This window comes from Clavibacter sp. CT19, assembly GCF_027858075.1.
Lineage (GTDB): Bacteria > Actinomycetota > Actinomycetes > Actinomycetales > Microbacteriaceae > Clavibacter > Clavibacter tessellarius_A.
Map to the genome: position 1 here is coordinate 182,040 of NZ_JAQHYR010000004.1, position 23,913 is coordinate 205,952.

Consider the following 23,913-nt stretch of genomic DNA (forward strand, 5'->3'; position numbering starts at 1 on the left):
GGCGTCAGCCATCCCGTCGGACGGCGAGGGCCTCGGCGACGGCGGCGGGGACGTAGGGCGACACGTCGCCGCCGAGCGCCTCCACCTGCCGCACGAGCGAGCTGGAGACGTGCGCGTGCCCCGGATCCGGCAGCAGCAGCACGGTCTCGACGCCCGCCAGGTCGCGGTTGACGAGCGCCATGGGCGTCTCGTAGGTCACGTCGAGCTGCGAGCGGACGCCCTTCACGAGCACGGTCGCCCCGACCTGCCGGCAGTAGTCGACGAGGAGGCCCGCGCCCCAGGAGTCGACGCGGACGGTCGCGGGCAGGCCGGCGTCGCGGATCACGCGCTCGATGAGCTGCACGCGCTCCGCGAGCGGCAGCATCGGGGTCTTGCCGGGGTTGTGCACGACCAGGACGACGAGCTCGTCGTAGAGGCCGGCGGCGCGGCGGATCACGTCGAGGTGGCCGAGCGTGACGGGGTCGAACGATCCGGGGACGACGGCGATCCGCTGCATCCCGCCAGCCTAGGGCCGGGGCGGGGTCAGTTCTTGTCGAGGAAGGCGCGCTCCTCGTCGTCGAGCCGGCGGGCCAGCGCGCGGGCGAGCGCCGGATGCCCCGCGAGGTCGGGCGACGCCTCGAGCACGTCGTGCGCGTGCTCGCGCGCGGACTCGATGAGGTCGCCGTCCTGCGCGACCCGCAGCAGCCGGAGCGACGAGCGGCCGCCCGACTGGTTCGTGCCGAGCACGTTGCCCTCGCGGCGGAGCTCGAGGTCGACGCGCGCCAGCTCGAAGCCGTCGAGGGTCGCGGCGACGGCGTCGACGCGCTCGCGGGCGACCGTCTCGGGCTCCGCGTGCGTGACCATGAGGCAGAGGCCGGGCACGCCGCCGCGACCGACCCGGCCGCGCAGCTGGTGCAGCTGGGAGACGCCGAAGCGGTCGGCGTCGAGGATGACCATGGTGGAGGCGTTGGGCACGTCGACGCCGACCTCGATGACGGTGGTGGCCACGACGAGGTCGATCTCGCCCGCGGAGAACGCGCGCATGACGCGGTCCTTCTCCTCCCCCGACATGCGGCCGTGCAGCACCGCGCGGCGGACGGACCCGAGGCGCGGGTGCGCCGCGAGCAGCGCATCGACCTCGGTGACCGTGGCGAGCGCGGGCCGGGTCGGCGCGTCATCGGCGCCCTCGGCCGCGTCCTCGTCCTCCGCGTCCGGATCCTGCGGGTCGATCGCCGGGCACACCACGAACGCCTGGCGCCCCTCCTGGATCTCCTCGGCCGTGCGCTCCCAGACCCGCTCGATCCAGCCCGGGTGCTCGTGCAGCGGCACGACGAAGGACGCGATGGGCTGGCGCCCGCTCGGCAGCTCGGCGATGGTCGAGACGTCGAGGTCGCCGAACACCGTCATGGCGACCGTGCGCGGGATGGGCGTGGCCGTGAGCACGAGCACGTGCGGCGGGGTGCCGCCCTTCCGGCGGAGCGCCTCGCGCTGGTCGACGCCGAAGCGGTGCTGCTCGTCGACCACGACGAGGCCGAGGTCGAGGAACTCGACGCGGTCGCCGAGGAGCGCGTGGGTGCCGACGACGATGCGCGCCTGGCCGCTGACGATGCGCAGGAGCGCGCGCTTCCGCTCGGCGGTGGACAGCTGGCCGGTGAGGAGCGTGGGCATGAGCTCCGCCGCGAGATCCGGCCCGAGCGACGCCGTGAGCGAGCGGAGGTGCTGGCTCGCGAGCACCTCGGTGGGCGCGAGCAGCGCGGACTGGCCGCCCGAGTCGGCGACCGCGAGCATCGCCCGGAGCGCGACGAGCGTCTTGCCGGAGCCGACCTCGCCCTGCACGAGCCGGTTCATGGGCCAGGTGCGCGCCATGTCCGTCGCGATCTCCTGGCCGACGAGCCGCTGGTCGCCCGTGAGCTCGAAGGGCAGCTGCGCGTCGAGGCGGTCGAGGTGGCCGCCGGGCGTCGGGATCCTCGGGGTGGCGGGCAGCGCGCGCGCCGCCTGCCGCCGCTGCAGCAGGGCGGTCTGCAGCACGAAGGCCTCCTGGAAGCGGAGCGCATCGCGGCCGCGCTTCCAGTCGACGTCCTTCTCGGGACGGTGCACGCCCTCGAGCGCCTCGCGGTGCGGGAGGAGGCCGCGCGCGGCCCGCACGTCGGCCGGGACCGGGTCGTCCAGGTCGTCGACCGCGTCGAGCGCGAGCGCCACCGACTTCGCGACCTGCCAGCTCGCCATGGACGCGGTGGCCGGGTAGATGGGGATGGGCATCTCGGCCCAGCGGCGGGCGGCAGCATCCGGCTCGCCGCCCGAGAGCTCGGGGCCCTCGTGGGCGTCGAACAGCTCGTAGTCCGGATGGGCGAGCTGGAGCGCGCCGCGGTAGTCGCTGACCTTGCCCGCGAAGATCCCGCGGACGCCGGGCACCAGGTCCTTGGCGCGCCACGCCTGGTTGAAGAAGGTGAGGGTGAGGAAGCCGCGGCCGTCGGTGATGCGCACCTCGAGGATGCTGCCGCGCCGCGCGCGCATGGGCCGCTCCCGCACCTCGCGCACCTCGGCGACGATGGTGGCCTGCTGGTCGACCGGCAGCTCGGCCAAGGCGGTGAGCTCGCCGCGGCGGGCGTAGCGGCGCGGCAGGTGCTCGAGGAGGTCGGCGACCGTGCGCAGCCCGAACGCCTTCTGCAGCACGCCGGCGGTGCGGCCGCCCACGACGCCCGCGAGCGCGGCGTCGGATCCGGTCATCCCCCGAGTGTACGAGGAGCGTCCGACGCCCGGGATGCGGGGGCGCCGTCGTCCTCGGCCTCCCCGCGTGGACGACGGCGGACGAGCGAGCGGGGCGCGACCACGGCGAGCAGCCGGTCGACCCTGCCCGCGCGGGCGCCGAGTGCCGCGCCGAGCACGAGGAGCGCATCGGCCAGCGCGGCGCCCGTCGCGGCGTCGACCGGAGCGTCGGCCCGGGCGAACCGCTCGCGCTCGCGTGCGCCCACGAGCACCGCGACCGGATCCCGGAGGGCGGGGTCGTCGCCCGCGAGCCGCCGGCCGAGCTCGCGCGGCGACTCGGTGTCGGGCACCCGGATCCCCAGGTCGACGGCCCGGTCCTCCGCCTCGTGCCAGGCGGTGCCGGCGGGGGCGTCCCCTGCCGCGAGGGCGCGGAGGCGGCCGGCGCGGCGGGAGCGGCGGAGCAGCGCGGGGGACGCGAGGAGCGCGAGCACGAGCACGACGAGGGCCGCGACGCCGATCGCGCCCCACGGGATCCGGTCGGCGCCCGGGCCGGCGGCCCCCGGGGCGGCGGACGCCGTGGGCGCGGGCGCGGTGGTGGGCGCGGCCTCGGCCGACGGCGTCGGCGCGGCGGAGGGGGTCGGCGCGGCGGTCGGGGCGGCGGAGGGCTGCGCGTACGGCGCGGCCTGCCCGCGGCCGGGGGTCGGCTCGAAGGGGATCCAGCCGATGCCCGCGAAGTACAGCTCCGGCCACGAGTGCAGGTCGTGCGAGCCGACGCGGTAGGTGATGAGGTCGCCGTCGCGGCCGACCTGCGAGCCCGGGAGGTAGCCCACGGCCACGCGCGACGGGATGCCGGCCTCGCGCGCCATGATCGCCATGGCCGACGCGAAGTGCACGCAGTACCCCGCGCGCACCCGCAGGAACTCGCCGACGACGTCGACGCCGCTGCCGTCGTAGCCCTGCTGGACGGGCGCCTCCTCGGAGTAGCGGAACCGGCCGTCCGTGAAGAACCGCTGGAGCGCGAGGGCCTTGTCGTAGGGGTCGTCGATCCCGGCGAGCACGTCGGCCGTCGTGGTGCCCACCACGGCCGGCGTCCCGTCCGGGATCTGCAGGAACGGCGACAGGTCGCCCGCGGTCGCCGGCGGTGCGGCCCTCAGCTGCTCGGCGGACGGACGGGGGAGCTCGGAGCGCACGGTGTAGCTCTGGTCGCGGCTGTCGGAGTCGGACGAGCGGATCGCGAGGCCCTGCTCCGACCACCGCCACGTGCCCTCGAGACCGGCGACGCTGCGCGGGGCGTACGGCGCGGGCAGCCAGGCGCTCGAGGAGCCCTCGACCTGCACGCGCGCCTCGACGTCCTCGACGGGCACGTCGCGGCCGGCGCCCAGGTCGGGCCCGATCGCGTCGACCGTGTTCTCCTCGGGCGGCCGGAGCGGCGACGGCGCCCATTCCTCGCCCTCGAAGCGGGACAGCGTGGTGACCTTGAAGTAGAGGGGCGTCGACGACCCGGTCGAGTAGCGGAGCGCGTCGACGTCGACCGGGCGGCGGAGGTCGTCGCCGAGGTCGAGGATCGGGTTGACGACGCGGGAGCCGCTGGCTCCCGCTCCGGAGGCGGTGGGGAACGTGGCGCTCGTGAGCCCGGGGACGATCGCGGGGGCGACCAACGCGACGACGACGGCGCCGGCCGCGAGCGCGCCCGCGGAGACGAGGGTCGCGCGCGCGGCGCCCGGGCTCCCGCGGCCGGATCCGCGGTCGCCCGACGACGCCCGCCCGCCCGGCAGGTCGCTCCCGCGGTCGCGCGCATCGGCCGCGAGCACCGCGAACCACGCCAGCGCCGTGACGGCGAAGGACGCGACCGAGAACTCGCCGACGAGGATCGCGCCCGGCACGGACACGAGCACGAGCAGCGGCAGGCCCGTGACGGCGGGCATGCGGAGCACCGACGCGAGCACGTCGAGCAGGACGGCGAGAGCCCCGATCGACGCGACGGCCACGAAGACGATGGACGCGAGCGGCGGCACGGGCGCGGAGCGGCGGTAGATCTCCTCCCCCGCCTGCTCCCCCACGGCCACGAGCGTCCGCACGGTCTCCGGGGTCGGCAGCACGCCGAGGATCGCCGTGCGTCCCGCGAACACGAGCGTGACGAGGAGCACGAGCACGACGAGCGCGCCGCCCGAGGCGAGGATCCGCGGCGCGCCCGCGGCGCGGAGCAGCGCGGCGGATCCGAGGACCGCCGCCACGACGACCGCGCAGAGCAGGAACCAGGGACCGGTCTCGATGAGCAGGTGGAGGCTCGCGGCGGCGGCCAGGAGCGCGACCGCGAGGGCGGCCGTGAGCGGCCAGCGGGCGGCGGCGCGGCCGCGGGGACGGGGCGGACGGCCATCGCGCCCGGGCATGCCGGACGCGCCCGCGCCGCGTCCCCCGCGCCGTTCGCCCGGCAGGGGCCGCGGCTCGACGGTCCAGCGCTCGCGGCCGCCGAGTCCGACGGAGCCGAGGTCGGTCATCGGGCCATCTCCTCGGAGCGCGCGGCGTGCCAGGCGTCCGCGGGTCGGATGCCCTCGCCGAGGACCACGGTGGTCCAGCCGGACTCGCGGAGTATGCGGAGGGCCTCCCGGTCGTCGCGTCCGTCGACGCGGCCGGGATGCGCGAGGAACGCGACGGCGGGACGGCAGGTGGATCCGAGCCCGGCGAGGCGCCGGGCCTCGGCCTCGTCGAGGTGGCCGAGCACCGCGTGCAGGGGGACGGCCCGGCGGCTGCGGCGGAGGTCGGACAGCAGCTCCTGCACGGCGTCGCGGTCGGGGTCGGGATCGGTCGGGCGCACCTCGGCGAGGCGGAGCAGCAGGTCGGCCTCGCTCGCGGGCTCGGCGCCGCGGCCCGGGGCGGGGGCGTCGGAGGCGCCCGCGGTCTCGAGGAGCTGCACCGCGTATCCGCCGCGCTGGAGGTGCACGGCGACGCTCGCGGCGAAGGACACCGCGCGCTCGAACGCGCGGTCGCCCTCGTCGTCGTCGTCCGCGTACCGGGGGAAGGCGGACGCGCGGGTGTCGAGGAGCACGAGCGAGCGCGGGCTCGACCGCTGCTCCTCCTGTCGCACCATGAGCTCGCCGTGGCGGGCGGTGGCGCGCCAGTGCACGCGGCGGAGCGGATCCCCCGCCCGGTACTCGCGCGTGCCGAGGTCGTCCTCGCCGCCGTCCGCCCGGCGCTGGACGCGCTCGGACTCGCCCTCCGACGACACCTGGCCGGAGGGCTCCGCCTCGAGGTCGGCGATGCGCGGCGTCACGACGAGCCGCGAGGTGCCGCCGGCGACGTGGCGCAGCAGCATGAGGCGGAACGGGTCGTTCTCCTCGACCGCGAGCGGCCCCACCTCGTGCACGCCGCGGCGCTCGGGCGTCAGGTCGTAGCGGAGGACCGGCCGGACGGCGGCGCGCCGTGATCCCCGGGCGAGCCCCCGAAGGGACGGCAGCGCCGCGGGCGGGGTCGCTCCCTCCACGCCGGGCACGACGTCCAGCACCTGCGCCGGCGGCGTCGCGAAGGGGCCCGTGCTCGACACGGACACGGTGACGGTCGTCGCGGTGCCGGACTCGACGACGTCCGAGGAGAAGGAGCGCTCGACGTGCAGCCGGATGCGCGCGACCACGAGCCAGGCGGCCGCGAGCAGCGGCAGCGCGAGCACCGCGGCGCCGATGAAGACGAACTCGCGCCGCCCCGCGAGGAACGCGCCCGCGAACGCCGCGACGCCCGCGGCGAGCAGGGCGATGCCCCGGAGGGTCGGATGCGGGACGGCCTCGATGCCGACCCTCCGCATCAGGCGCGCGAGGGGCCGCACGACGTCAGCGCGCCCGGCCCGCGGCGCTCAGCGGCACGGACGTGGTGGCGACGATCCGCTCGAGGATCTCGACCACGGCCGCCTGCCCGCTGCCGCGCCGGCCGAGCGCCCGGCCCGTGGCGACGAGCCGGTGCCCGAGCACCGGCGCGGCCAGCGCATCGATGTCGTCGGGCAGCACGAAGTCGCGGCCGTCGAGCGCGGCGCGGGTCTTCGCGGCGCGGATGAGCTGGAGCGTGGCGCGGGGGCTCGCGCCCAGGCGGATGTCCTCGTGACCGCGGGTGGCCTGCACGATCGCCACCGCGTAGCGCGAGACGGGATCGGACACGTAGACCCCGCGGGCCGCGTGCATCATCGCGTCGAGCTCGTCGGCGTCGACCACGGGCCGCAGCTCGTCGAGCGGGCTCACCGTGTCGCGGTCGCGGAGCATCGCCAGCTCGGCGTCGGCGTCGGGGTAGCCCATCGAGATCCGGGCCATGAAGCGGTCGCGCTGCGCCTCGGGGAGCGCGTACGTGCCCTCCATCTCGACCGGGTTCTGCGTGGCGACGACCGTGAACGGCTGCTGGAGCCCGTGCGTGACGCCGTCGACCGTGACCTGCCCCTCCTCCATGCACTCGAGGAGCGCGGACTGCGTCTTGGGACTCGCGCGGTTGATCTCGTCGCCGATGACGATGTTCGCGAACACGGCGCCCGGCTGGAACTCGAAGCGGTGGTCGGCCTGGCTGTACACGGAGACGCCCGTGACGTCCGAGGGGAGCAGGTCGGGCGTGAACTGGATCCGGTTGACGGTGCAGTCGACGCTCCGCGCCAGCGCCTTGGCGAGCATGGTCTTCCCGACCCCGGGCACGTCCTCGATGAGGAGGTGGCCGCCGGAGAGGAACACGGTGAGGGCCATGCGGGTGGCGTCCTGCTTGCCGGACATGACGGCGTCGATGTTGCCGAGGATGAGGTCGGCGAGCCGGCGCACCTCCGTCAGCGGCATGGCCCGGGACCCGCGTGAGGCGGGGGCGTGGGCCCCCGTCCGCGGGGCGGGGTGGATGCGCGCGGGCGCGACGCCCGGATCGCCGTGCAGGGGAACGGACTCGGACTCGGGGCTCGTCACGCGGATCCTCCAGCGTCGTGGGCGTCTTGCGAGCATACGTCAGCTCCCCCCGCGCGTCCGGGGAGCGGCCGTGAGCGGCTGGACGCGGCCGCGGACGGGTAGCGTGGACGCCCGTGGACCCCGCCCCGATCCCTGCCGCTCCGCGTCCCGCCGGACGCACGTCGTGACCCGCATCGTCGCCGGGTTCGCCGGCTCCCTCGTGCTCCGGGTCCCGAGGACCGGCACGCGCCCCACGAGCGACCGGGTGCGCGAGGCCCTCTTCTCCGGTCTCGAGGCCCGCGACGCGCTCGACGGCGCACGGGTCCTGGACCTCTACGCCGGATCCGGCGCCCTCGGCCTCGAGGCCGCGAGCCGCGGGGCGCGCGAGGTGGTGCTGGTGGAGCGCGCCACCCCGGCCGCGTCCGTGTGCCGGTCGAACGCGCGCATCCTCGAGGGCGCGGCGCCGCGCGGAGCCGAACTGGCCATCCGCGTCGCCGCCCAGAGCGTGCACGCCTTCCTCCTCGGCGACCGCGGCACCTACGACGTCGCGTTCCTGGATCCGCCGTACGAGGTGGGCGACGCGGAGCTCGCCGAGGAGCTGGCCGCCCTCGCGCCGCGGCTCGCCGACGACGCGGTCGTCATGGTGGAGCGGAGCGCCCGATCGGCGGAGCCCGCGTGGCCCGTCGGAATCGCGCTCGACCGACGCCGGGCCTACGGCGACACCGTCGTGTGGTGGGCCGCGGCGGATCGGGGCTAGCGCGCGCCGTCCCAGTCGGCGTACGGGTCCCAGCCGCCGCGCGGGGTCCGCGGGCCCTCGTACGGAGCGCCGTCGACCGTGACCGACGGACCCCGGGCGCCCGCCTCCCGCACGACGCCGACGACCCGGAACGACCCGGGGATCGGGGCGCCCGCGGGGAAGGCGGCGACGAGTCCGTGGTCCTCGCCGCCCGTGAGGACGAGGTCGAGGGCCAGGGACGGGAGAGCAGGATGCGCGTCCGCGACGCGCCGGACGTCGGCGGCGAGGGCCGCGGTCGCGAGGTCGATGGCCACGCCGCTCGCGCGCGCCATCCGGGCGAGGTCGAGGAGCGGCCCGTCGGAGACGTCGAGCATCGCCGTGGCCCCGGCGCGGGCCGCCTCCACCCCGGCGGCGATGGGCGCGACCGGCGAGAGCTGCGCCTCGACCGCGTCGGGATGCGCGGACCGGAGCGCCCGCGCGAGGTCAGCGTCGGGGACCGGTTCGCCGCCCGCATCGGCCCGGCGCGCGTGGTCGAACAGCAGCCGGACGCCGGCGGCGGCCATGCCGAGCGTGCCCGCCACGGCGATCACGTCCCCGGGGCGCGCGCCGGAGCGCAGCACCGGGGCGCGGCCCTCGAGGTCGCCCGTCGCGGTGACCGTGATGACGAGCGCGTCCGACACGGAGAGGTCGCCGCCGACCACGCCGCAGCCGGGCGCCTGGGCGCGGCAGCCGTCGCGCAGCCCGTCGGCCAGCGCCTCGAGGTCCCGCACGGGCGTGTCGGCGGGCGCGGCGATCGCGACGAGGAGGGCGGTCGGTCGGGCGCCCATCGCGGCGACGTCGGCGAGGTTGGAGGCGGCGGCGCGCATCCCGAGGTCGTGCGGCGTCGACCACGCCAGGCGGAAGTCGGGCCCCTCGACCATCATGTCGGTCGTGATGACGAACCGGCCGTCGGGCGCCCGCACGACGGCGCAGTCGTCACCCGGCCCGGCGTCGGCGGCGTCGGCGTCCGGCAGGCGGGGCAGGATCCGCGCGAGGGTCGCGAGCTCCCCCGCGCTGCCCAGGGTCGCGTCGTCGGGCCGGGGCGTCTCAGGAGTCGTCACGGGTGCCACGGTAGCCTGACCCCGATGACTCCCCGCCGCCCCGCCCGCGCCGTGCGCGCCGCCGCAGCCGCCGTCGCCGCGTGCGGCCTCGCCGTCCTCCTCGCCGGCTGCACCCCCACCGTCTCGCTCGAGCCCGCGGCCGACGCGGCGGATCCGCTCTGCGCCGACGTGGTCGTGCACCTGCCCGCCGAGCTCGGCTCCGCTCCGCTCCGCGAGACCGACGCCCAGGGCACGGGAGCGTGGGGCGATCCGCAGAGCACGGTGATCCTGCGCTGCGGCGTGACGCCGCCCGGGCCCACGACCGACGCCTGCATCAGCTACGACGACGTCGACTGGGTGGAGGACGACACCAGGGCGCCGAACATCCGCTACACGACCTACGGGCGCACGCCCGCCGTGGAGGTCGTCATCGACTCCACGCAGGCGAGCTACACGGCCCTCACGGACCTGAGCCGGGTCGTCGGCGCCATCCCGCAGACGAACCGCTGCGTCAGCGCGCAGGACCTCGGCGTGGCACCGCCGCCCGGGAGCTGACCGGCGCCTCGAGCGCATCCGGCCCGTGCCCCCGGCGCGCGGCCACGACCAGCCGGCCCGCGCGCCACCATCGCAGCCACGGCAGCTCGCGCGGCCAGTGCGTCGTGAGCGACGCCATGCCCCGGCTCATCCGCAGCGGCAGTGTCGACGGGCGCGTCAGCGGACGCATGCTGATCCCCATGCCCAGGCGCGGGTCGAGCACGATCCGCCGCTCGGGCCCCAGGTGCACCGAGAGGTCGATGTCGTCGTGCAGGTGCGTCCCCGCGCGGTGCACCTCGTGGCGCACCTCGCGCCAGGCGTCGGCGCGGAGGGCGAAGTTGGATCCGAACAGCGGCGGGTGCCCGAGCGCGAGCGTCACCGAGGCGAAGTAGGCGCCGAGGTAGGCGACGGCCGCGACGCCGCGGAGCGCGCGCGGGCCGTCGAGGAAGCGCGCGGCGCCCGTGACGGCGGCGATGTCGGGACGCGCGGCGAGCACGTCGCCGAGCCGCTCGATCCAGTCCGCGGGCGGTACGCAGTCGGCGTCGAGCCGCGCGATGACCTCGTGCCGCGCCGCGTCGTAGCCGGTCGACGCGGCCGCCGGGATCCCGACCACGGGCTCGTGGACGACGCGCGCGCCGCCCGCGCGGGCGACCTCCGCGCTGTCGTCGCGGGAGGCGTTGTCCACGACCACGACCTCGTCCGGCGCGACCGTCTGGCCGGCGAGGGCCCGGAGGCAGGCCCGCAGGTGCCCGGCGTCGTCGCGGACGGGGATGACGACGGAGACCGTCGGCCGCCGGACGGTCGGGGTCTCGCCCACCGGCCGCGAGCCTTCGCCGCGGAGACGGGCCGCCGGGCGCACCGCGAACCCGATCCGGGCGTCGGGGTGGAGGCGGGGCCGGGCGACGGATCGTCCTACGAGCATGCGTCGAGCCTAGGCTCTCCCCGTCGCGGCGACCGGCGGTCGGCGTCGGTCGCCTGCCTCGACGGCCTGCCCCGCGGATGCCCGCCGCGGCCCCGGAGAGCCGCCTCAGGTGCGCCGTCCCTCCGCCTCCCAGGCGAGCGCCACGTCGAGCAGCTCCGAGATGAGGTCGGGGTACGCGACGCCCGACGCGCCCCAGCAGGCGGGGAACATCGAGATGGGCGTGAAGCCGGGCATCGTGTTGATCTCGTTGAGCACGAACCCCTCGGCCGTCAGGAAGAAGTCCACGCGCGCGAGGCCGCGGGCGCCGACGGCGCGGAAGGCGCGGATCGACAGCTCCTGCATGTCGGCGAGCTGATCCGCGGTCACGTCCGCCGGGCACACCAGCTGGATGCCGTCGGCGCCCAGGTACTTCGCCTCGAAGTCGTAGAAGTCGCGGCCGGAGACGACGATCTCGCCCGCGACGGACGCGCGCGGCAGCGTGCCGGGCCCGCCGTCGAGGATCGCGCACTCCACCTCGCGTCCGACGAGGCCGGCCTCGACGAGCACGCGGTCGTCCTCCCGGAACGCGGTCGCGAGGGCGGCGTCGAGCTCCCCCGGCTCCGCCACGCGGCTCACGCCGACGCTCGATCCGGCGCGCGCCGGCTTCACGAACGCGGGCAGGGCGAGCTCCGCCGCCCGGGCGCGGACGGCGTCGGGGTCGGCCTCCCAGTCGCGTCGCGTCACGGTGGTCCACGGCGCCACGGCGATTCCGGCGTCGCGCAGCACCGTCTTCGCGAAGTGCTTGTCCATCCCGAGCGCCGAGGCCAGCACGCCCGAGCCGACGTACGGGAGGCCGGCGAGCTCGAGCATCCCCTGCACCGTCCCGTCCTCGCCCTGGGTGCCGTGGAGGATGGGGAACACGACGTCGACGCGGCCGAGCGAGCGCTCGGGGCCGTCCGCGTCCCGCACGTGCAGCTCGCGCGACGACGCGTCCTCCGGCCAGCGCACGCGCGTGCCGTTGTCGGCGACCTCGGGCAGGGCCTCGGCGTCGAGCGCGAGGGCGGACGCGTCGTCCGCCTGCAGCGTCATGGCGCCGCGGCGGGTGACGCCCACCGGGATCACCTCGAAGCGCTCCCGGTCGAGCGCGCCGAGGACCCCGCTCGCCGTCGCGCAGCTGATGGAGTGCTCGCTGGACGTCCCGCCGAACAGCAGGACGACGCGGATGCGGTCGGCCATGGTCATTCCCCCTGCGGAGTGTCGTCGTCGGTCGTGAGGTGCGGGGCGATGTCGCGCGGCGAGAGCGTGCCCGCGAGCACCTGCGACACCTGCTCGACGATGGGCATCACCACGCCGCGCTGGCGGGCGAGCTCGAGCACGGGCGCCACGGAGGAGAGCCCCTCGGCGGTCTGCTGCATGCGCGACACGACGTCGCCGAAGCTGTAGCCCTGGCCGAGCAGACGGCCGGCCGTGTTGTTGCGGGACAGCGACGACTCGCACGTGGCGATGAGGTCGCCGAGCCCCGCGAGGCCCGCGAGGGTCTCGGCCCGGGCGCCGTAGGCCACGGAGAACGCGGTCATCTCGGCGAGGCCGCGGGTGATGATCGACGCCTTCGTGTTCTCGCCGTACCCCACGCCGTCGACGATCCCGACCGCCACCGCGATGAGGTTCTTGAGCACGCCGCCGAACTCGGTCCCGATCACGTCGGTGTTCACGAACGACCGGAAGTAGGGGTTGCGGGCGATCTTGGCGATGCGCTCCGCCGTGGCCGGATCCGCCGACGACACGACCGCGGCGGTCGGCTGCTCGCGCGCGATCTCGAGCGCCAGGTTCGGGCCCGACGCCACGGCGATGCGCGCGGCACCGAGCCCCAGCGTCTCCGCGATGACCTCGCTCATGCGCAGGCCCGTGCCCTTCTCCACGCCCTTCATGAGGCTGACGACGACGGCGTCCGCCGGGATCAGCTCCCGGGCCGCCTCGAGGTTCTGGCGCAGCGTCTGGCTGGGGACCGAGACGAACACGTCCGTGGCGCCGTCGAGCACCCGCTCCAGGGAGGCGTCCGCCGTGAGCCGGCGCGGGAGGTTCACGCCCGGCAGGTAGTCGCTGTTGCGCTGCGCCTCGGAGATCTCCCGGGCGAGCTCGGGGCGGCGTGCCCACATGAGCACGTCGCTGCCGCCGTCGGCCATGACCTTGGCGAAGGTCGTGCCCCAGCTGCCGGCGCCGAGGACGACGACCTTGCGGCGCTCCCCCGGGCCTGCCGTCGCGTCGACGGGCGTCGATGCGGACGCGCTCGGGACGGTGGATCCTGCAAGTCGGGGGCTCGCGGTCGCGTCACTCAAATCGGCCGGTCTCCTTCTGGTTGTTCGAGCGGGGGTCCCAGCGCTCGGTGGGGGCGGTCTCGCCGCGGAGCTCCTCGAGGAGCTCCGTGATGGCGGCCATGACGACCGCGGTCGCCTCGGTCAGGGTCGCGGAGTCGAGGCTCCGGTCGCGGAAGCGGGAGAGGTCGACCGGCTCGCCGACGGCCACGTGGATGGTCGAGCGCGGGAACAGGCGCACGCGCTTCGAGTAGCGGCCCATGAGCTGCTGCGTGCCCCAGTGCGCCATCGGGACCACGGGGATCCCGGCCTGCAGCGCGAGCCGCACGGCGCCGGTCTTGCCCCGCATGGGCCAGAGGTCGGGGTCGCGCGTGAGCGTGCCCTCCGGATACACGACGACGATGCGGCCGTCGCGCGCCAGGTCCTTCGCGGCGGTGAGGGCCTCGCCGCCGCGGACGCCGCCGTCGCGCTGCACCGGGATCTGCCCCGAGCGGCGGAGGAACCAGCCGACCACCGGGACGTCGAACAGCGACGCCTTCGCGAGGAACCGCGGCAGCCGCCCGAGCTTCCACGCCACGGCCCCCATGACCACCGGGTCGATCTCGCTGTAGTGGTTGGGCGCCAGCACGTACGAGCCCGTTCGCGGGAGCCGCTCGGGGTGCCGGATCTCGAACCGGACGGCCGTGTTCAGCACCGGCAGCACGAGGGCGGCCAGCACCCAGAAGATCGACGGTAGGGCCTTCTCGTTCGCCATGGGTGCTCCGGTCGGGTCGCGGTCGTCGTCGGGCGCCCGCCGGGTGCGGTCCACCCGGCGGATGGCCGGGCGCGTCCCTGCGGACGGGCCCGGCCGGCGGGGCGGCGCGGGGCGCCGCCGGCGAGGCTAGCCCTCGTAGGAGAAGTCCGCGCCGAGCTGGCGCAGCTTCCCGATGAAGTCCTCGTAGCCGCGGGAGATGATCCCCACGTTGCTGACGGTGGACCGGCCCTCGGCCGTCAGCGCGGCGATGAGGTGGCTGAAGCCGCCGCGCAGGTCCGGCACGGTGATGTCCGCGCCGTGCAGGTGCGTCGGCCCCGTGATGACCGCGGCCTGCTCGAAGTCGCGCCGCGCCACGCGGCGCTCGTGGCCCTCGAGGCCCTCCTTGTGGACGACGATGTCCGCGCCCATCTCGTTGAGCGCGTCCGTGAAGCCGAAGCGGTTCTCGTACACGGTCTCGTGGATGATCGAGACGCCGGGCGCCTGCGTGAGCGCCACGACGAGCGGCTGCTGCCAGTCCGTCATGAAGCCCGGGTGCACGTCGGTCTCGATGACCACGGGCTTGAGGTCGCCGCCCGGGTGGTAGAACCGGATGCCGTCCTCCTCGATGTCGAACGCGCCGCCCACCTTCCGGAACACGTTGAGGAACGTCATCATCTCGGCCTGGCGGACACCGCCGACGAAGATGTCGCCGCCGGTCGCGAGCGCGGCGGAGGCCCAGCTCGCGGCCTCGTTGCGGTCGAAGAGCGCGCGGTGCGTGTAGCCCTCGAGGCGGTCGACGCCCTCGATGAGGATCACGCGGTTCGGCTCCACGGAGATGATCGCGCCCATCTTCTGCAGGATCGCGATGAGGTCCATGATCTCCGGCTCGATGGCCGCGTTCTTCAGCTCCGTGACGCCCTTCGCGCGGACGCCCGTGAGGAGCACCTGCTCGGTCGCGCCCACGCTCGGGTAGGGCAGCTCGACGTTCGCGCCCTTCAGCCCGTCCGGCGCCGTGAGGCGGATGCCGCTCGGGAGCTTCTCGACGACGGCGCCGAACGCGCGCAGCGCGTCCAGGTGGAAGTCGATGGGGCGGTCGCCGATGCGGCAGCCGCCGAGGTCGGGGATGAACGCCTCGCCGAGGCGGTGCAGCAGCGGGCCGCAGAAGAGGATCGGGATCCGCGAGCTGCCGGCGTGCGCGTCGATGTCCGCCATGTGGGCGCTCTCGACGTCCTTCGGGTCGAGGATGAGGTCGCCCTCCTGCTCGCCCTTGCGGAGCGTCACGCCGTGCACCTCGAGGAGCCCGGAGACGACGCGGACGTCGCTGATGTCGGGAACCGAGCGCAGCAGGCTGGGGCTCTCGCCGAGGAGGGAGGCGACCATGGCCTTGGTGGCCAGGTTCTTCGCCCCGCGGACCTCGATGCGGCCACGCAGCGGGATCCCGCCGTTGATGACGATGGAGTCGGACAGGAGGCCCACCCGCTCCCCCGCCTTCTTGGCGTCGCTGACTAGTGAGTTCATTCAGTTCTCCAGAGCTGCCGGCCGGGCCGGCAAGGTGCGCGGGCGCCATGCGGCCCGTTCGTGTTCGAAGGTGGTGATGGCGTCCTCATCCCGGAGGGTGAGGGCGATGTCGTCGAGCCCCTCGAGGAGCCGCCACCGAGTGTATTCGTCGATCTCGAAGGGGACCGTCAGGCCGGGTGCCGTGGCGACCCGCTCGATGAGATCGACGGTGAGGTCGAGCCCGGGCTCCGCGTCCATCGCGGTCCACAGCCTCTCGACGTCGTCCTCGCTCACGATGCCCGTGAGGAGGCCCTGCTTCCCGGAGTTGCCCCGGAAGATGTCGCCGAACCTCGGGCTGAGCACGGCGCGGAAGCCGTAGTCGCGCAGCGCCCACACGGCGTGCTCGCGGGACGAGCCCGTGCCGAAGTCCGGACCGGCGACGAGGACGGTGGCGCCCTCGTAGACCGGCTGGTTGATGAAGAAGCCGGGGTCCTTGCGCCACTGGAAGAACAGCGCGTCCTCGAACCCGGTCTTGGTGACCCGCTTGAGGAACTGGGACGGGACGATCTGGTCGGTGTCGACGTTGGACTGCCTGAGCGGGACGGCGGTGCCGGTGACGCGGGTGATGGGCTCCACGGCTCAGGCCCCCTGTCCGACGGCGGCGGCCATGCGCACCGTGGACGCGTCGACGACGCCGTCCTCCTGCAGGTCCCACGGGCTCGACAGCGTGCCGCGGATGGCGGTGGCCGCGGCCACGAGCGGCGACACGAGGTGCGTGCGACCGCCCTTGCCCTGGCGGCCCTCGAAGTTGCGGTTGCTGGTGGAGGCGCAGCGCTCCCCCGGCGCGAGCTGGTCCGGGTTCATGCCGAGGCACATCGAGCAGCCCGCGAAGCGCCACTCGGCACCGAAGTCGATGAAGACCTCGTCGATGCCCTCGGCCTCGGCCTCGAGCCGGACGCGCGCGCTGCCGGGGACGACCATCACGCGGACGCCCTCGGCCTTGGTGCGGCCGCGCACGATCTCGGCGGCGGCGCGCAGGTCCTCCACCCGGCTGTTGGTGCAGGAGCCGATGAACACGGTGTCGACCCGGATGTCCTTCATGGGCGTGCCGGGGGCGAGGTCCATGTAGGCGAGGGCGCGCTCGGCGGCGGCGCGCTCGTTCGGGTCGGCGACGGCGGCGGGATCCGGCACGGGCTCGCTCAGCGAGACGCCCTGGCCGGGGTTCGTGCCCCACGTCACGAAGGGCTCGAGCGCGTCGGCGTCGAGGTGGACCTCGGCGTCGAACACCGCGTCGTCGTCGGTGGCGAGCGTCTCCCAGTAGGCGACGGCCTCGTCCCAGTCGGCGCCCGTCGGGGCGTGCGGCCGACCGCGGAGGTAGTCGTACGTGGTCTGGTCGGGAGCGATCATGCCCGCGCGCGCGCCGGCCTCGATCGACATGTTGCAGATCGTCATGCGGCCCTCCATGGAGAGCGAGCGGATGGCGCTGCCGCGGTACTCGAGCACGTGGCCCTGGCCCCCGCCCGTGCCGATCCGCGCGATGACCGCGAGGATGATGTCCTTGGCCGTGACACCCGGGCGCAGGGTGCCCTCCACGGTGACCGCCATGGTCTTGAACGGCTGGAGCGGCAGCGTCTGCGTCGCCAGGACGTGCTCGACCTCGCTCGTGCCGATGCCGAAGGCCATGGCGCCGAACGCGCCGTGGGTGGACGTGTGCGAGTCGCCGCAGACGACCGTGATGCCGGGCATCGTCAGGCCCAGCTGCGGGCCGACCACGTGGACGATGCCCTGCTCGATGTCGCCGAGGGAGTGCAGGCGGATCCCGAACTCCTCGGCGTTGGCGCGGAGGGCGTGGATCTGCGTGCGGCTCGTGAGGTCGGCGATGGGCCGGTCGATGCCGACCGTCGGCGTGTTGTGGTCCTCGGTGGCGATGGTGAGGTCCGGGCGGCGCACGGGGCGGCCGGCGAGGCGGAGGCCGTCGAAGGCCTGGGCGCTGGTGACCTCGTGCACGAGATGGAGGTCGATGTAGAGGAGGTCGGGGGTGCCGTCCTCCCCCGCGGCGACCAGGTGGTCGGCCCACACCTTCTCGGCCAGGGTCTTCGCAGTCCGCACGCGGCTCTCCTCATGGCAGGGGCGCGAGGGTGCCCTCGCGCATCATGGGAGTCTAACGCCGGGTGCCCGCGGCTATTCCTCAGGTGCGGGGCGCGCCCGCGGACGCGTCGGCCTCCGGCTGCTCGTCGGACGCCGCCTCGATCACGACGACCGTGACGTTGTCCCGGCCCCCGGACGCCAGGGCCTGCGCCACCAGCGCATCGGCGGCGCGGTCCACGCCGCCGCCGTCCTCGTGCGCGAGGCGCAGGACCGCGTCGATGGCGTCGTCGTCGAGCTCCTTGGTGAGCCCGTCCGAGCAGATGAGGAAGACCTGGTGCGCGGCGACCGGCAGCAGCCACTCGTCCGCGGCGACCTCGTCGTGCGAGCCCACGGCCCGCGTGATGAGGTTCCGCACCGGGCTGCGCTCGGCCTCCGCGCGCGTCATGCGCCCCTGGTCGACGAGCTCCTGCACGGCGGAGTGGTCGACGGTGACCTGCTGCAGGCGCCCGTCCGTCCACGCGTAGACGCGCGAGTCGCCGACGTTGAAGACCATCCAGAGGGGCTCGCCGTCATCGGCGCGCACGAGGGCGATGCCGGCGAGCGTGGTGCCCGCCACCGTGCCCGGCGGGTCGTCGCCCGTGATGAGGTCGCCGATCGCCTCGTTGGAGGCCTCGACGGCCTCCACGATGAGGTCGCGCGTCACGGGCTGCTCGCCCGTCAGCCCGCCGAAGGTCTCGACGAGCGTGGCGCTCGCCCGGTCGCCGAACGCGTGGCCGCCCATGCCGTCGGCCACGAGCCACACCGGCGGATCCGCCAGCAGGCCGTCCTCGTTGACGGCGCGGACGCTGCCCACGTCGGTGCGGGCGGCCCAGGAGACGTCGATCCTGCGGCCGCCGATCGCGATGCTGCGGGCGTCGGTCACCGGTCGGACCGGTCGTCGTCGGCGCGATCGACCGGCGCGGCACCGGCGTCGGGGCCGGTGACGGGCGTGCCGTCGGCGCGCATCCTGATGAGGCTCGCGACCGTCGCGACGAGCATGGAGGCGAGGATCACCACGAGGCTCACCACGGTCGGGATCTCGGGCGCCCACTCGATCCCCCGGCCGCCGTTGACGAACGGCAGGGTGTTCTCGTGCATCGCGTGCAGCACGAGCTTGACGCCGATGAAGAAGAGGATGAACGCGATCCCGTACTTGAGGTACACGAGCCGGTCGAGCAGCCCGCCGAGCAGGAAGTAGAGCTGGCGGAGGCCCATGAGGGCGAAGATGTTCGCGGTGAACACGATGAACGGCGACTCCGTGATGCCGAAGATGGCCGGGATCGAGTCGAGCGCGAAGATCAGGTCCGTCGTGCCGATCGAGACGAACACGATCACCATCGGCGTGAGCACCTTGCGGCCGTCGACGACGGTGCGCACCTTGGAGCCGTCGAAGTCGGGCGCGATCTTCAGACGTCGGCGGAGGAAGCGGATGAACAGCGAGTCCTCGCTGTCCTCGTCCTCGTCGCCGACGGCCTGCTTCACAGCCGTGTAGAGCAGGAACGCGCCGAAGATGTAGAAGATCCAGCTGTAGCTCTCGATGAGCTCGGCGCCCAGCAGGATGAAGACGCCGCGCAGCACGAGCGCGATGATGATGCCCACCATCAGCACCTCCTGCTGGTACTTCCGGGGCACGCTGAACCGCCCCATGATGATGACGAAGACGAAGAGGTTGTCGATGCTGAGGCTGTACTCGGTGAGCCAGCCCGCCACGAACTGGCCCGCGTGCTCGGGTCCGCCGACGACGAGCATGATGACCGCGAACACGAGCGCGAGCCCCACGTAGAACGCGACCCAGAGGGCCGACTCCTTCGTGGACGGCACGTGCGGGCGCCGGTACACGATGAGCAGGTCGGCGACGAGGACGACGACCAGGATCGTCAGCGAGACGATCTCGAACAGGGGCGGGAGGACCAGGGGCACGCGGACGCCTTCTTCAGCGGGAGGGAGGGGGAGGCGGCACGAGGACGCCTCGACGAAACTACAGGTCGCCCGACGGGTTGTTCACAATTCCCTCATGCGGGGCATCCGGCCAGCGGCCCCGCACTACGTTGATGGACCATGACACGAGACGCACGCCCCATGGCCGTCCTGGCGAACGAGCTCGATGCCCGCGACCGCGCCGACGACGCCGCCACCCCGAGGCGCCGGGGGCCGCGCACCTCCGGCGACGCGCGCGCCAGCATCATCGACGCGGCCCGCATGCTGTTCATCGAGTCGGGCGCCGACCGCGTCAGCGCCCGCCGCATCGCCGCCACGGCCGGCGTCGACCCCAGCCTCGTCCGCTACTACTTCGGCTCGCTGGAGGCGCTCCTCGAGGAGGCGCTGCGCCCCTCGGACGACCTGGTCGCCCCGTACCTCCGCCTCCGCGAGCTGCCCGTCGAGGAGCGCGGCGCCGCCCTCGTCGACGCGGCTCTGCACACGTGGGAGCACCCGGTGGGGTCCACGATCATGCGCTGGGTCACCGTCACCTCGGACCACGACAGCGGCGCGTACCGCCGCTTCGTCGAGGCCGCCCCGCAGCACTGGACCAACGCGCTGCCCGAGGGCACGCCCCCCGAGGAGGCGGACATCCGCAACTCCCTTGTCGGCGCGGCGCTCGGCGGCATCGCCATCACGCGCTACATCTGGCGCAGCGAGCCCATCGCGAGCATGCCCCGCGAGATGGTCGTCGCCCTGCACGGACCCGTCGTGCAGGGGTTCCTGACGGGGCCCCTCCCGGACCTGCCGGCCGCCGACGCCACGCAGCCCGCCGCCTGACCGGACGGGCCGAGGCGGCCCGGGACCGGCGCTGCGGTTCAGGGGCGGTCGGTCAGCTCCTCGCGCACGGCCAGCGGCTTCCGCACGAGCTTGTGCGGGGCGGCCTGCGCGACGGGCTTGAGGGTGAGCAGGTCGACGTTCACGTGCGGCGGCAGCTCCACCGCGTGGACGATGGCCTCGGCCACGTCCTCCGCCGTGAGCGGGCCGGGCACGCCGTCGTAGACGGCGTCGGCCCGGGCCCGGTCCCCGCCGAAGCGCACGAGGGAGAACTCCTCGGTGCGCACCTGGCCGGGCGCGATCTCGATCACGCGGATCGGCTCGCCCGCGAGCTCCAGGCGCAGCACGCCGAGCATCGCGTGCACCGCGGCCTTCGCGGCGTTGTACCCGCCGCCGCCCTCGTAGGGAACGTGCGCGGCGATCGAGCTGACCGTCACCACGTCGGCGCTGCCGCCCGCCGGCACGCCCGCGCGCAGCAGCGGCAGCAGCGCGCTCGTCACACGCTGCACGGCGAGCACGTTGATCTCGTACATCCAGGCCCAGTCCGCGGCGGATCCGCCCTCGACCGAGTCGGTGCCGACCGCTCCCCCGGCGTTGTTGACGAGCGCGTGCACGTCCCCCGTCTCGCGGAGGTGGTCGCGCAGGGAGTCGACGTCGGCCTGCACGGTGAGGTCGGCGACCGCGTAGGAGGCGCCGGTCTCCTCGGCGAGCGCCCGCAGGCGGTCCTCGCGGCGGGCGACGCCGACGACGTCCCATCCGCGGCTCCGGAACAGGCGGACGGTGGCGGCGCCGATGCCCGAGCTCGCACCCGTGACGACGACCCTCTTGGCTGTGGACATGACCCCAGCGTAGGGAACGCGCGGACCCGGAGGGTTACGCCCCGCGACGCCTCGCGTTGACCCGGCCGCGACGCCCTTCCTAGTGTCGGCGTGCGCCCGACCGCGGCGCGCACCGACAGGGGAAGGACGGGCCCGACATGAGCGACCACGACGAGGACCGAGCGGCCGGCTGGCGCTTCGAGACGCAGCAGATCCACGCGGGGGCGGCGCCGGATCCGGTCACGCACGCACGCGCCACGCCGATCTACCAGACCACGTCCTACGTGTTCGACGACGCGCAGCACGCGCAGGACCTCTTCGCGCTGGCGCAGCCCGGGAACATCTACACGCGCATCATGAACCCGACGCAGGCCGTGGTCGAGGAGCGCGTCGCCGCCCTCGAGGGCGGCACGGCGGCGCTCCTGGTGGCGTCCGGGCAGTCGGCGTCGACGTTCGCGGTGCTCAACATCGCCGAGGCGGGCGACCACATCGTCTCCAGCTCCTCCATCTACGGCGGCACCTACAACCTCTTCAAGTACACGCTCGCGAAGCTCGGGATCGAGACGACGTTCGTCGAGGACCAGGACGACCCCGAGGCTTGGTCACGCGCGGTGCGGCCGAACACCAAGCTCTTCTTCGCGGAGACCATCGGCAACCCGCGCATCAACATCCTCGACATCCGGAGCGTCGCCGACCGGGCGCACGAGGCCGGCGTCCCGCTCATCGTGGACAACACGATCGCGACGCCCTACCTCATCCGCCCGTTCGAGCACGGCGCGGACGTCGTGGTGCACTCGGCGACCAAGTTCCTCGGCGGCCACGGCACCGTGATCGGCGGCCTCGTCGTGGACGGCGGGCGCTTCCCGTGGTCCGAGCACGCGGAGCGCTTCCCGGGGCTCACGACGCCCGACGCCTCCTACCACGGCGTCACGTACGCGGACGCCGTGGGCGACGGGATCGCCTACGTCACCAAGGCGCGCGTGCAGCTGCTCCGCGACCTGGGCGCCTCGATCGCGCCGGCGAGCGCCTGGCAGCTCATCCAGGGCGTCGAGACCCTGAGCCTGCGGATCGAGCGGCACGTGCAGAACGCCCAGGCCGTCGCGGAGTGGCTCGAGGCGCACGAGGACGTCGCGGCGGTGTACTACGCCGGCCTGCCGTCGAGCCCGTGGCGGGCGGCGGCCGACCGCTACGCCCCGCGCGGCGTCGGCGCCGTGCTCTCGTTCGAGCTCAAGGGCGGCGTGGACGCCGGGCGTGCGCTCGTGGACTCGCTTCAGCTGTTCAGCCACCTGGCGAACATCGGCGACGTGCGGAGCCTCGTGATCCACCCCGCGTCGACCACGCACGCCCAGCTGACGCCCGAGCAGCAGCTCACCGCCGGCGTCACCCCGGGGCTGGTGCGGCTGTCCGTCGGGCTCGAGAGCATCGACGACATCCTCGACGACCTCGGGAGCGGCCTGCGGGCGGCGCGGGCCGTCAAGGAGGCCGCGATCGGAGCGGCGTCCGCGGACGCCGCGGCGCACGGGGCGTAACACTCCGCGCGCGCGTCGCCCGCGGTGCTTCACTGGTCGGGATGGACTGGCAGACACCCGAGGACACCGTCCCGTCGAGCCTGGTGACGGACGCGCAGATCCGCTCCCTGATCGGCCGGCCGCCCGCATCCGGGGCGTGGCGCGAGGGCGACCCCGTCGCCGACCGGCTCTTCGCGTCGATCGGCGACGTGGAGCTCGAGGTGGGCGGGCGGGTGCCCTCCGTCCGCGTCGCGTACGAGACCTTCGGCGAGCGGGACGCGGACGGGCGGAACGCCGTCCTCGTCCTCCACGCGCTCACGGGGGACAGCCACCTGCGCGGTCCCGCCGGCCCCGGGCAGCCGACCGGCGGGTGGTGGTCCGGCATCGTCGGGCCCGGGCTCGCGATCGACACCGACCGCTGGTTCGTCGTCGCCCCCAACATGCTCGGGGGCTGCCAGGGCACGACGGGTCCGGCCTCGCTCGCGCCCGACGGCGCGGAGTGGGGCGACCGGTTCCCCTTCATCACCATCCGCGACCAGGTCGCCGTGCAGGCGGCGTTGGCGGACGCGCTCGGGATCGACGTGTGGGCGGCGGTCGTCGGCGGGTCCATGGGCGGCATGCAGGCGCTCGAGTGGGGGGTCGGCCACCCCGACCGGATGCGGCGGCTCGCGGTGCTCGCGGCCCCGGCCCTCGCGAGCGCCGACCAGATCGCGCTCAACTCCGTCCAAGCCGAGGCGATCCGGATGGATCCCGCCTACCGGGACGGCGACTACTTCGACGCGGCCGACGGCGACGGGCCACACCGCGGACTCGCCCTCGCCCGCCGCATGGCGCTCCTCAACTACCGGAGCCCCGACGAGCTCAACCAGCGCTTCGCGCGGTCGTGGCAGAGCGGCATCAGCCCCCTGGGCGATGCCGGACGGTACGCGGTCGAGTCGTACCTCGACTTCCACGGCAACAAGTTCACGCGACGCTTCGACGCGACGAGCTACATCCGCCTCATCGACGCCATGAGCTCGCACGACGTCGGCCGGGGACGAGACGGCATCCCTGCCGCGCTCGCCCGGGTCCGCGCCGCCACGCTCGTGCTCGGGATCGACAGCGACCGGCTCTTCCCCGTGGACGACCAGCGGCTCATCGCCCGACACGTCCCGGGCTCGATCGACGGCGGCGAGGTGGTGGTGATCTCCTCCGACTACGGGCACGACGGCTTCCTCATCGAGGGTGAGGCCGTGGGCCGAGAGCTCGCCCGGCTCCTGGCTACGGAGGCCTAGGAGCAGCGCCCCAGTCCGGGGGTGAGTTCGGCGTGCGCCGTCGCCGCGCGACATCATGCG

General features: G+C 74.6%; 21 protein-coding genes. 5 read left to right on the forward strand and 16 right to left on the reverse strand.

Translation table 11 applies throughout. The annotated features are described in order from the left end of the window. Positions 1-4: 4 nt before the first annotated feature. The 5 genes from coaD to PED38_RS06785 are packed head-to-tail and all read right to left on the reverse strand — an operon-like array spanning position 5 to position 7,481. A complete protein-coding gene (gene coaD, locus PED38_RS06765; protein WP_063072651.1) occupies positions 5-496 on the reverse strand; it encodes a pantetheine-phosphate adenylyltransferase in 492 nt (163 codons plus the stop codon). Between the two features lie 26 nt (positions 497-522). Then, the gene (locus PED38_RS06770; protein WP_270980463.1) at positions 523-2,706 is read right to left on the reverse strand and encodes an ATP-dependent DNA helicase RecG; all 2,184 of its coding nucleotides are present in this window, start codon (positions 2,704-2,706) and stop codon (positions 523-525) included. Beyond that, a complete protein-coding gene (locus PED38_RS06775) occupies positions 2,703-5,183 on the reverse strand; it encodes a transglutaminase TgpA family protein (protein ID WP_270980464.1) in 2,481 nt (826 codons plus the stop codon). Before PED38_RS06775 ends, PED38_RS06770 begins: the two co-directional genes overlap by 4 nt. Further along, positions 5,180-6,502, reverse strand: a complete 1,323-nt coding sequence (locus tag PED38_RS06780; RefSeq protein WP_254654462.1) for a DUF58 domain-containing protein — start codon at positions 6,500-6,502, stop codon at positions 5,180-5,182. Before PED38_RS06780 ends, PED38_RS06775 begins: the two co-directional genes overlap by 4 nt. A 4-nt stretch (positions 6,503-6,506) precedes the next feature. Continuing rightward, on the reverse strand, positions 6,507-7,481 hold the full coding sequence (locus tag PED38_RS06785; RefSeq protein WP_270980537.1) for an AAA family ATPase: 975 nt from the start codon (positions 7,479-7,481) through the stop codon (positions 6,507-6,509). A 283-nt stretch (positions 7,482-7,764) separates the two neighbouring features. On the opposite strand from PED38_RS06785, the gene rsmD reads away from it, so the two are divergent. Further along, positions 7,765-8,337: a 16S rRNA (guanine(966)-N(2))-methyltransferase RsmD gene (rsmD, locus tag PED38_RS06790; protein WP_063070746.1), complete on the forward strand. Its 573-nt coding sequence runs from the start codon at positions 7,765-7,767 to the stop codon at positions 8,335-8,337. Here rsmD and PED38_RS06795 read toward each other — a convergent pair. Next, positions 8,334-9,416 carry a thiamine-phosphate kinase gene (locus tag PED38_RS06795; protein WP_270980468.1) on the reverse strand — a complete coding sequence of 361 codons (1,083 nt, stop codon included), beginning with the start codon at positions 9,414-9,416 and terminating at the stop codon, positions 8,334-8,336. The genes rsmD and PED38_RS06795 overlap by 4 nt on opposite strands. Positions 9,417-9,440: 24 nt before the next feature. Between PED38_RS06795 and PED38_RS06800 the strand changes: the two genes are divergently transcribed. After that, positions 9,441-9,950 carry a DUF3515 domain-containing protein gene (locus PED38_RS06800; RefSeq protein WP_063070744.1) on the forward strand — a complete coding sequence of 170 codons (510 nt, stop codon included), beginning with the start codon at positions 9,441-9,443 and terminating at the stop codon, positions 9,948-9,950. Here PED38_RS06800 and PED38_RS06805 read toward each other — a convergent pair. The 9 genes from PED38_RS06805 to PED38_RS06845 all read right to left on the reverse strand — a co-directional run bounded on the left by PED38_RS06805 (position 9,907) and on the right by PED38_RS06845 (position 19,419). Beyond that, the gene (locus PED38_RS06805; RefSeq protein ID WP_081234838.1) at positions 9,907-10,851 is read right to left on the reverse strand and encodes a glycosyltransferase family 2 protein; all 945 of its coding nucleotides are present in this window, start codon (positions 10,849-10,851) and stop codon (positions 9,907-9,909) included. The genes PED38_RS06800 and PED38_RS06805 overlap by 44 nt on opposite strands. A 105-nt stretch (positions 10,852-10,956) precedes the next feature. Beyond that, a complete protein-coding gene (locus tag PED38_RS06810; RefSeq protein ID WP_063070743.1) occupies positions 10,957-12,066 on the reverse strand; it encodes a D-alanine--D-alanine ligase family protein in 1,110 nt (369 codons plus the stop codon). A 2-nt stretch (positions 12,067-12,068) separates the two neighbouring features. After that, positions 12,069-13,166, reverse strand: a complete 1,098-nt coding sequence (locus PED38_RS06815) for an NAD(P)H-dependent glycerol-3-phosphate dehydrogenase (RefSeq protein ID WP_270980470.1) — start codon at positions 13,164-13,166, stop codon at positions 12,069-12,071. Beyond that, the gene (locus PED38_RS06820; protein ID WP_270980472.1) at positions 13,159-13,896 is read right to left on the reverse strand and encodes a lysophospholipid acyltransferase family protein; all 738 of its coding nucleotides are present in this window, start codon (positions 13,894-13,896) and stop codon (positions 13,159-13,161) included. The genes PED38_RS06815 and PED38_RS06820 overlap by 8 nt, the downstream gene beginning before the upstream one ends. A 126-nt stretch (positions 13,897-14,022) precedes the next feature. Next, positions 14,023-15,393 carry a UDP-N-acetylglucosamine 1-carboxyvinyltransferase gene (gene murA / locus PED38_RS06825; protein ID WP_063070740.1) on the reverse strand — a complete coding sequence of 457 codons (1,371 nt, stop codon included), beginning with the start codon at positions 15,391-15,393 and terminating at the stop codon, positions 14,023-14,025. After that, the gene (gene leuD, locus PED38_RS06830; RefSeq protein WP_063070739.1) at positions 15,394-16,008 is read right to left on the reverse strand and encodes a 3-isopropylmalate dehydratase small subunit; all 615 of its coding nucleotides are present in this window, start codon (positions 16,006-16,008) and stop codon (positions 15,394-15,396) included. A 3-nt stretch (positions 16,009-16,011) separates the two neighbouring features. After that, on the reverse strand, positions 16,012-17,481 hold the full coding sequence (gene leuC / locus PED38_RS06835) for a 3-isopropylmalate dehydratase large subunit (protein ID WP_270980475.1): 1,470 nt from the start codon (positions 17,479-17,481) through the stop codon (positions 16,012-16,014). A 79-nt stretch (positions 17,482-17,560) separates the two neighbouring features. Then, on the reverse strand, positions 17,561-18,382 hold the full coding sequence (locus tag PED38_RS06840) for a PP2C family protein-serine/threonine phosphatase (RefSeq protein WP_063070737.1): 822 nt from the start codon (positions 18,380-18,382) through the stop codon (positions 17,561-17,563). After that, positions 18,379-19,419, reverse strand: a complete 1,041-nt coding sequence (locus tag PED38_RS06845) for a TerC family protein (RefSeq protein ID WP_081234836.1) — start codon at positions 19,417-19,419, stop codon at positions 18,379-18,381. The genes PED38_RS06840 and PED38_RS06845 overlap by 4 nt, the downstream gene beginning before the upstream one ends. Positions 19,420-19,557: 138 nt before the next feature. Here PED38_RS06845 and PED38_RS06850 point away from each other — a divergent pair, with 138 nt between their 5' ends. Beyond that, positions 19,558-20,256, forward strand: coding sequence for a TetR/AcrR family transcriptional regulator (locus tag PED38_RS06850; protein WP_254654461.1), 699 nt, complete (start codon positions 19,558-19,560; stop codon positions 20,254-20,256). A 38-nt stretch (positions 20,257-20,294) separates the two neighbouring features. Here PED38_RS06850 and PED38_RS06855 read toward each other — a convergent pair whose 3' ends face one another. Continuing rightward, on the reverse strand, positions 20,295-21,092 hold the full coding sequence (locus tag PED38_RS06855) for an SDR family NAD(P)-dependent oxidoreductase (RefSeq protein ID WP_063070735.1): 798 nt from the start codon (positions 21,090-21,092) through the stop codon (positions 20,295-20,297). Positions 21,093-21,229: 137 nt separating this feature from the next. Here PED38_RS06855 and PED38_RS06860 point away from each other — a divergent pair, with 137 nt between their 5' ends. Together PED38_RS06860 and metX are read left to right on the forward strand one after the other, a co-directional pair. Continuing rightward, complete coding sequence (locus PED38_RS06860) at positions 21,230-22,600, forward strand: bifunctional o-acetylhomoserine/o-acetylserine sulfhydrylase (protein ID WP_270980481.1); 1,371 nt, start codon at positions 21,230-21,232, stop codon at positions 22,598-22,600. A gap of 41 nt (positions 22,601-22,641) precedes the next feature. Next, on the forward strand, positions 22,642-23,853 hold the full coding sequence (gene metX / locus PED38_RS06865) for a homoserine O-acetyltransferase MetX (RefSeq protein ID WP_063070733.1): 1,212 nt from the start codon (positions 22,642-22,644) through the stop codon (positions 23,851-23,853). Positions 23,854-23,913: the final 60 nt, after the last annotated feature.

Bases quoted from the DNA above. Each gene is read 5' to 3' on its own strand.
- coaD (WP_063072651.1), bottom strand. From the start codon at position 496: ATGCAGCGGATCGCCGTCGTCCCCGGATCGTTCGACCCCGTCACGCTC.
- PED38_RS06770 (WP_270980463.1), bottom strand. From the start codon at position 2,706: ATGACCGGATCCGACGCCGCGCTCGCGGGCGTCGTGGGCGGCCGCACC.
- PED38_RS06775 (WP_270980464.1), bottom strand. From the start codon at position 5,183: ATGACCGACCTCGGCTCCGTCGGACTCGGCGGCCGCGAGCGCTGGACC.
- PED38_RS06785 (WP_270980537.1), bottom strand. From the start codon at position 7,481: ATGCCGCTGACGGAGGTGCGCCGGCTCGCCGACCTCATCCTCGGCAAC.
- PED38_RS06800 (WP_063070744.1), top strand. From the start codon at position 9,441: ATGACTCCCCGCCGCCCCGCCCGCGCCGTGCGCGCCGCCGCAGCCGCC.
- PED38_RS06805 (WP_081234838.1), bottom strand. From the start codon at position 10,851: ATGCTCGTAGGACGATCCGTCGCCCGGCCCCGCCTCCACCCCGACGCC.
- PED38_RS06810 (WP_063070743.1), bottom strand. From the start codon at position 12,066: ATGGCCGACCGCATCCGCGTCGTCCTGCTGTTCGGCGGGACGTCCAGC.
- PED38_RS06820 (WP_270980472.1), bottom strand. From the start codon at position 13,896: ATGGCGAACGAGAAGGCCCTACCGTCGATCTTCTGGGTGCTGGCCGCC.
- murA (WP_063070740.1), bottom strand. From the start codon at position 15,393: ATGAACTCACTAGTCAGCGACGCCAAGAAGGCGGGGGAGCGGGTGGGC.
- PED38_RS06850 (WP_254654461.1), top strand. From the start codon at position 19,558: ATGACACGAGACGCACGCCCCATGGCCGTCCTGGCGAACGAGCTCGAT.
- PED38_RS06855 (WP_063070735.1), bottom strand. From the start codon at position 21,092: ATGTCCACAGCCAAGAGGGTCGTCGTCACGGGTGCGAGCTCGGGCATC.
- PED38_RS06860 (WP_270980481.1), top strand. From the start codon at position 21,230: ATGAGCGACCACGACGAGGACCGAGCGGCCGGCTGGCGCTTCGAGACG.
- metX (WP_063070733.1), top strand. From the start codon at position 22,642: ATGGACTGGCAGACACCCGAGGACACCGTCCCGTCGAGCCTGGTGACG.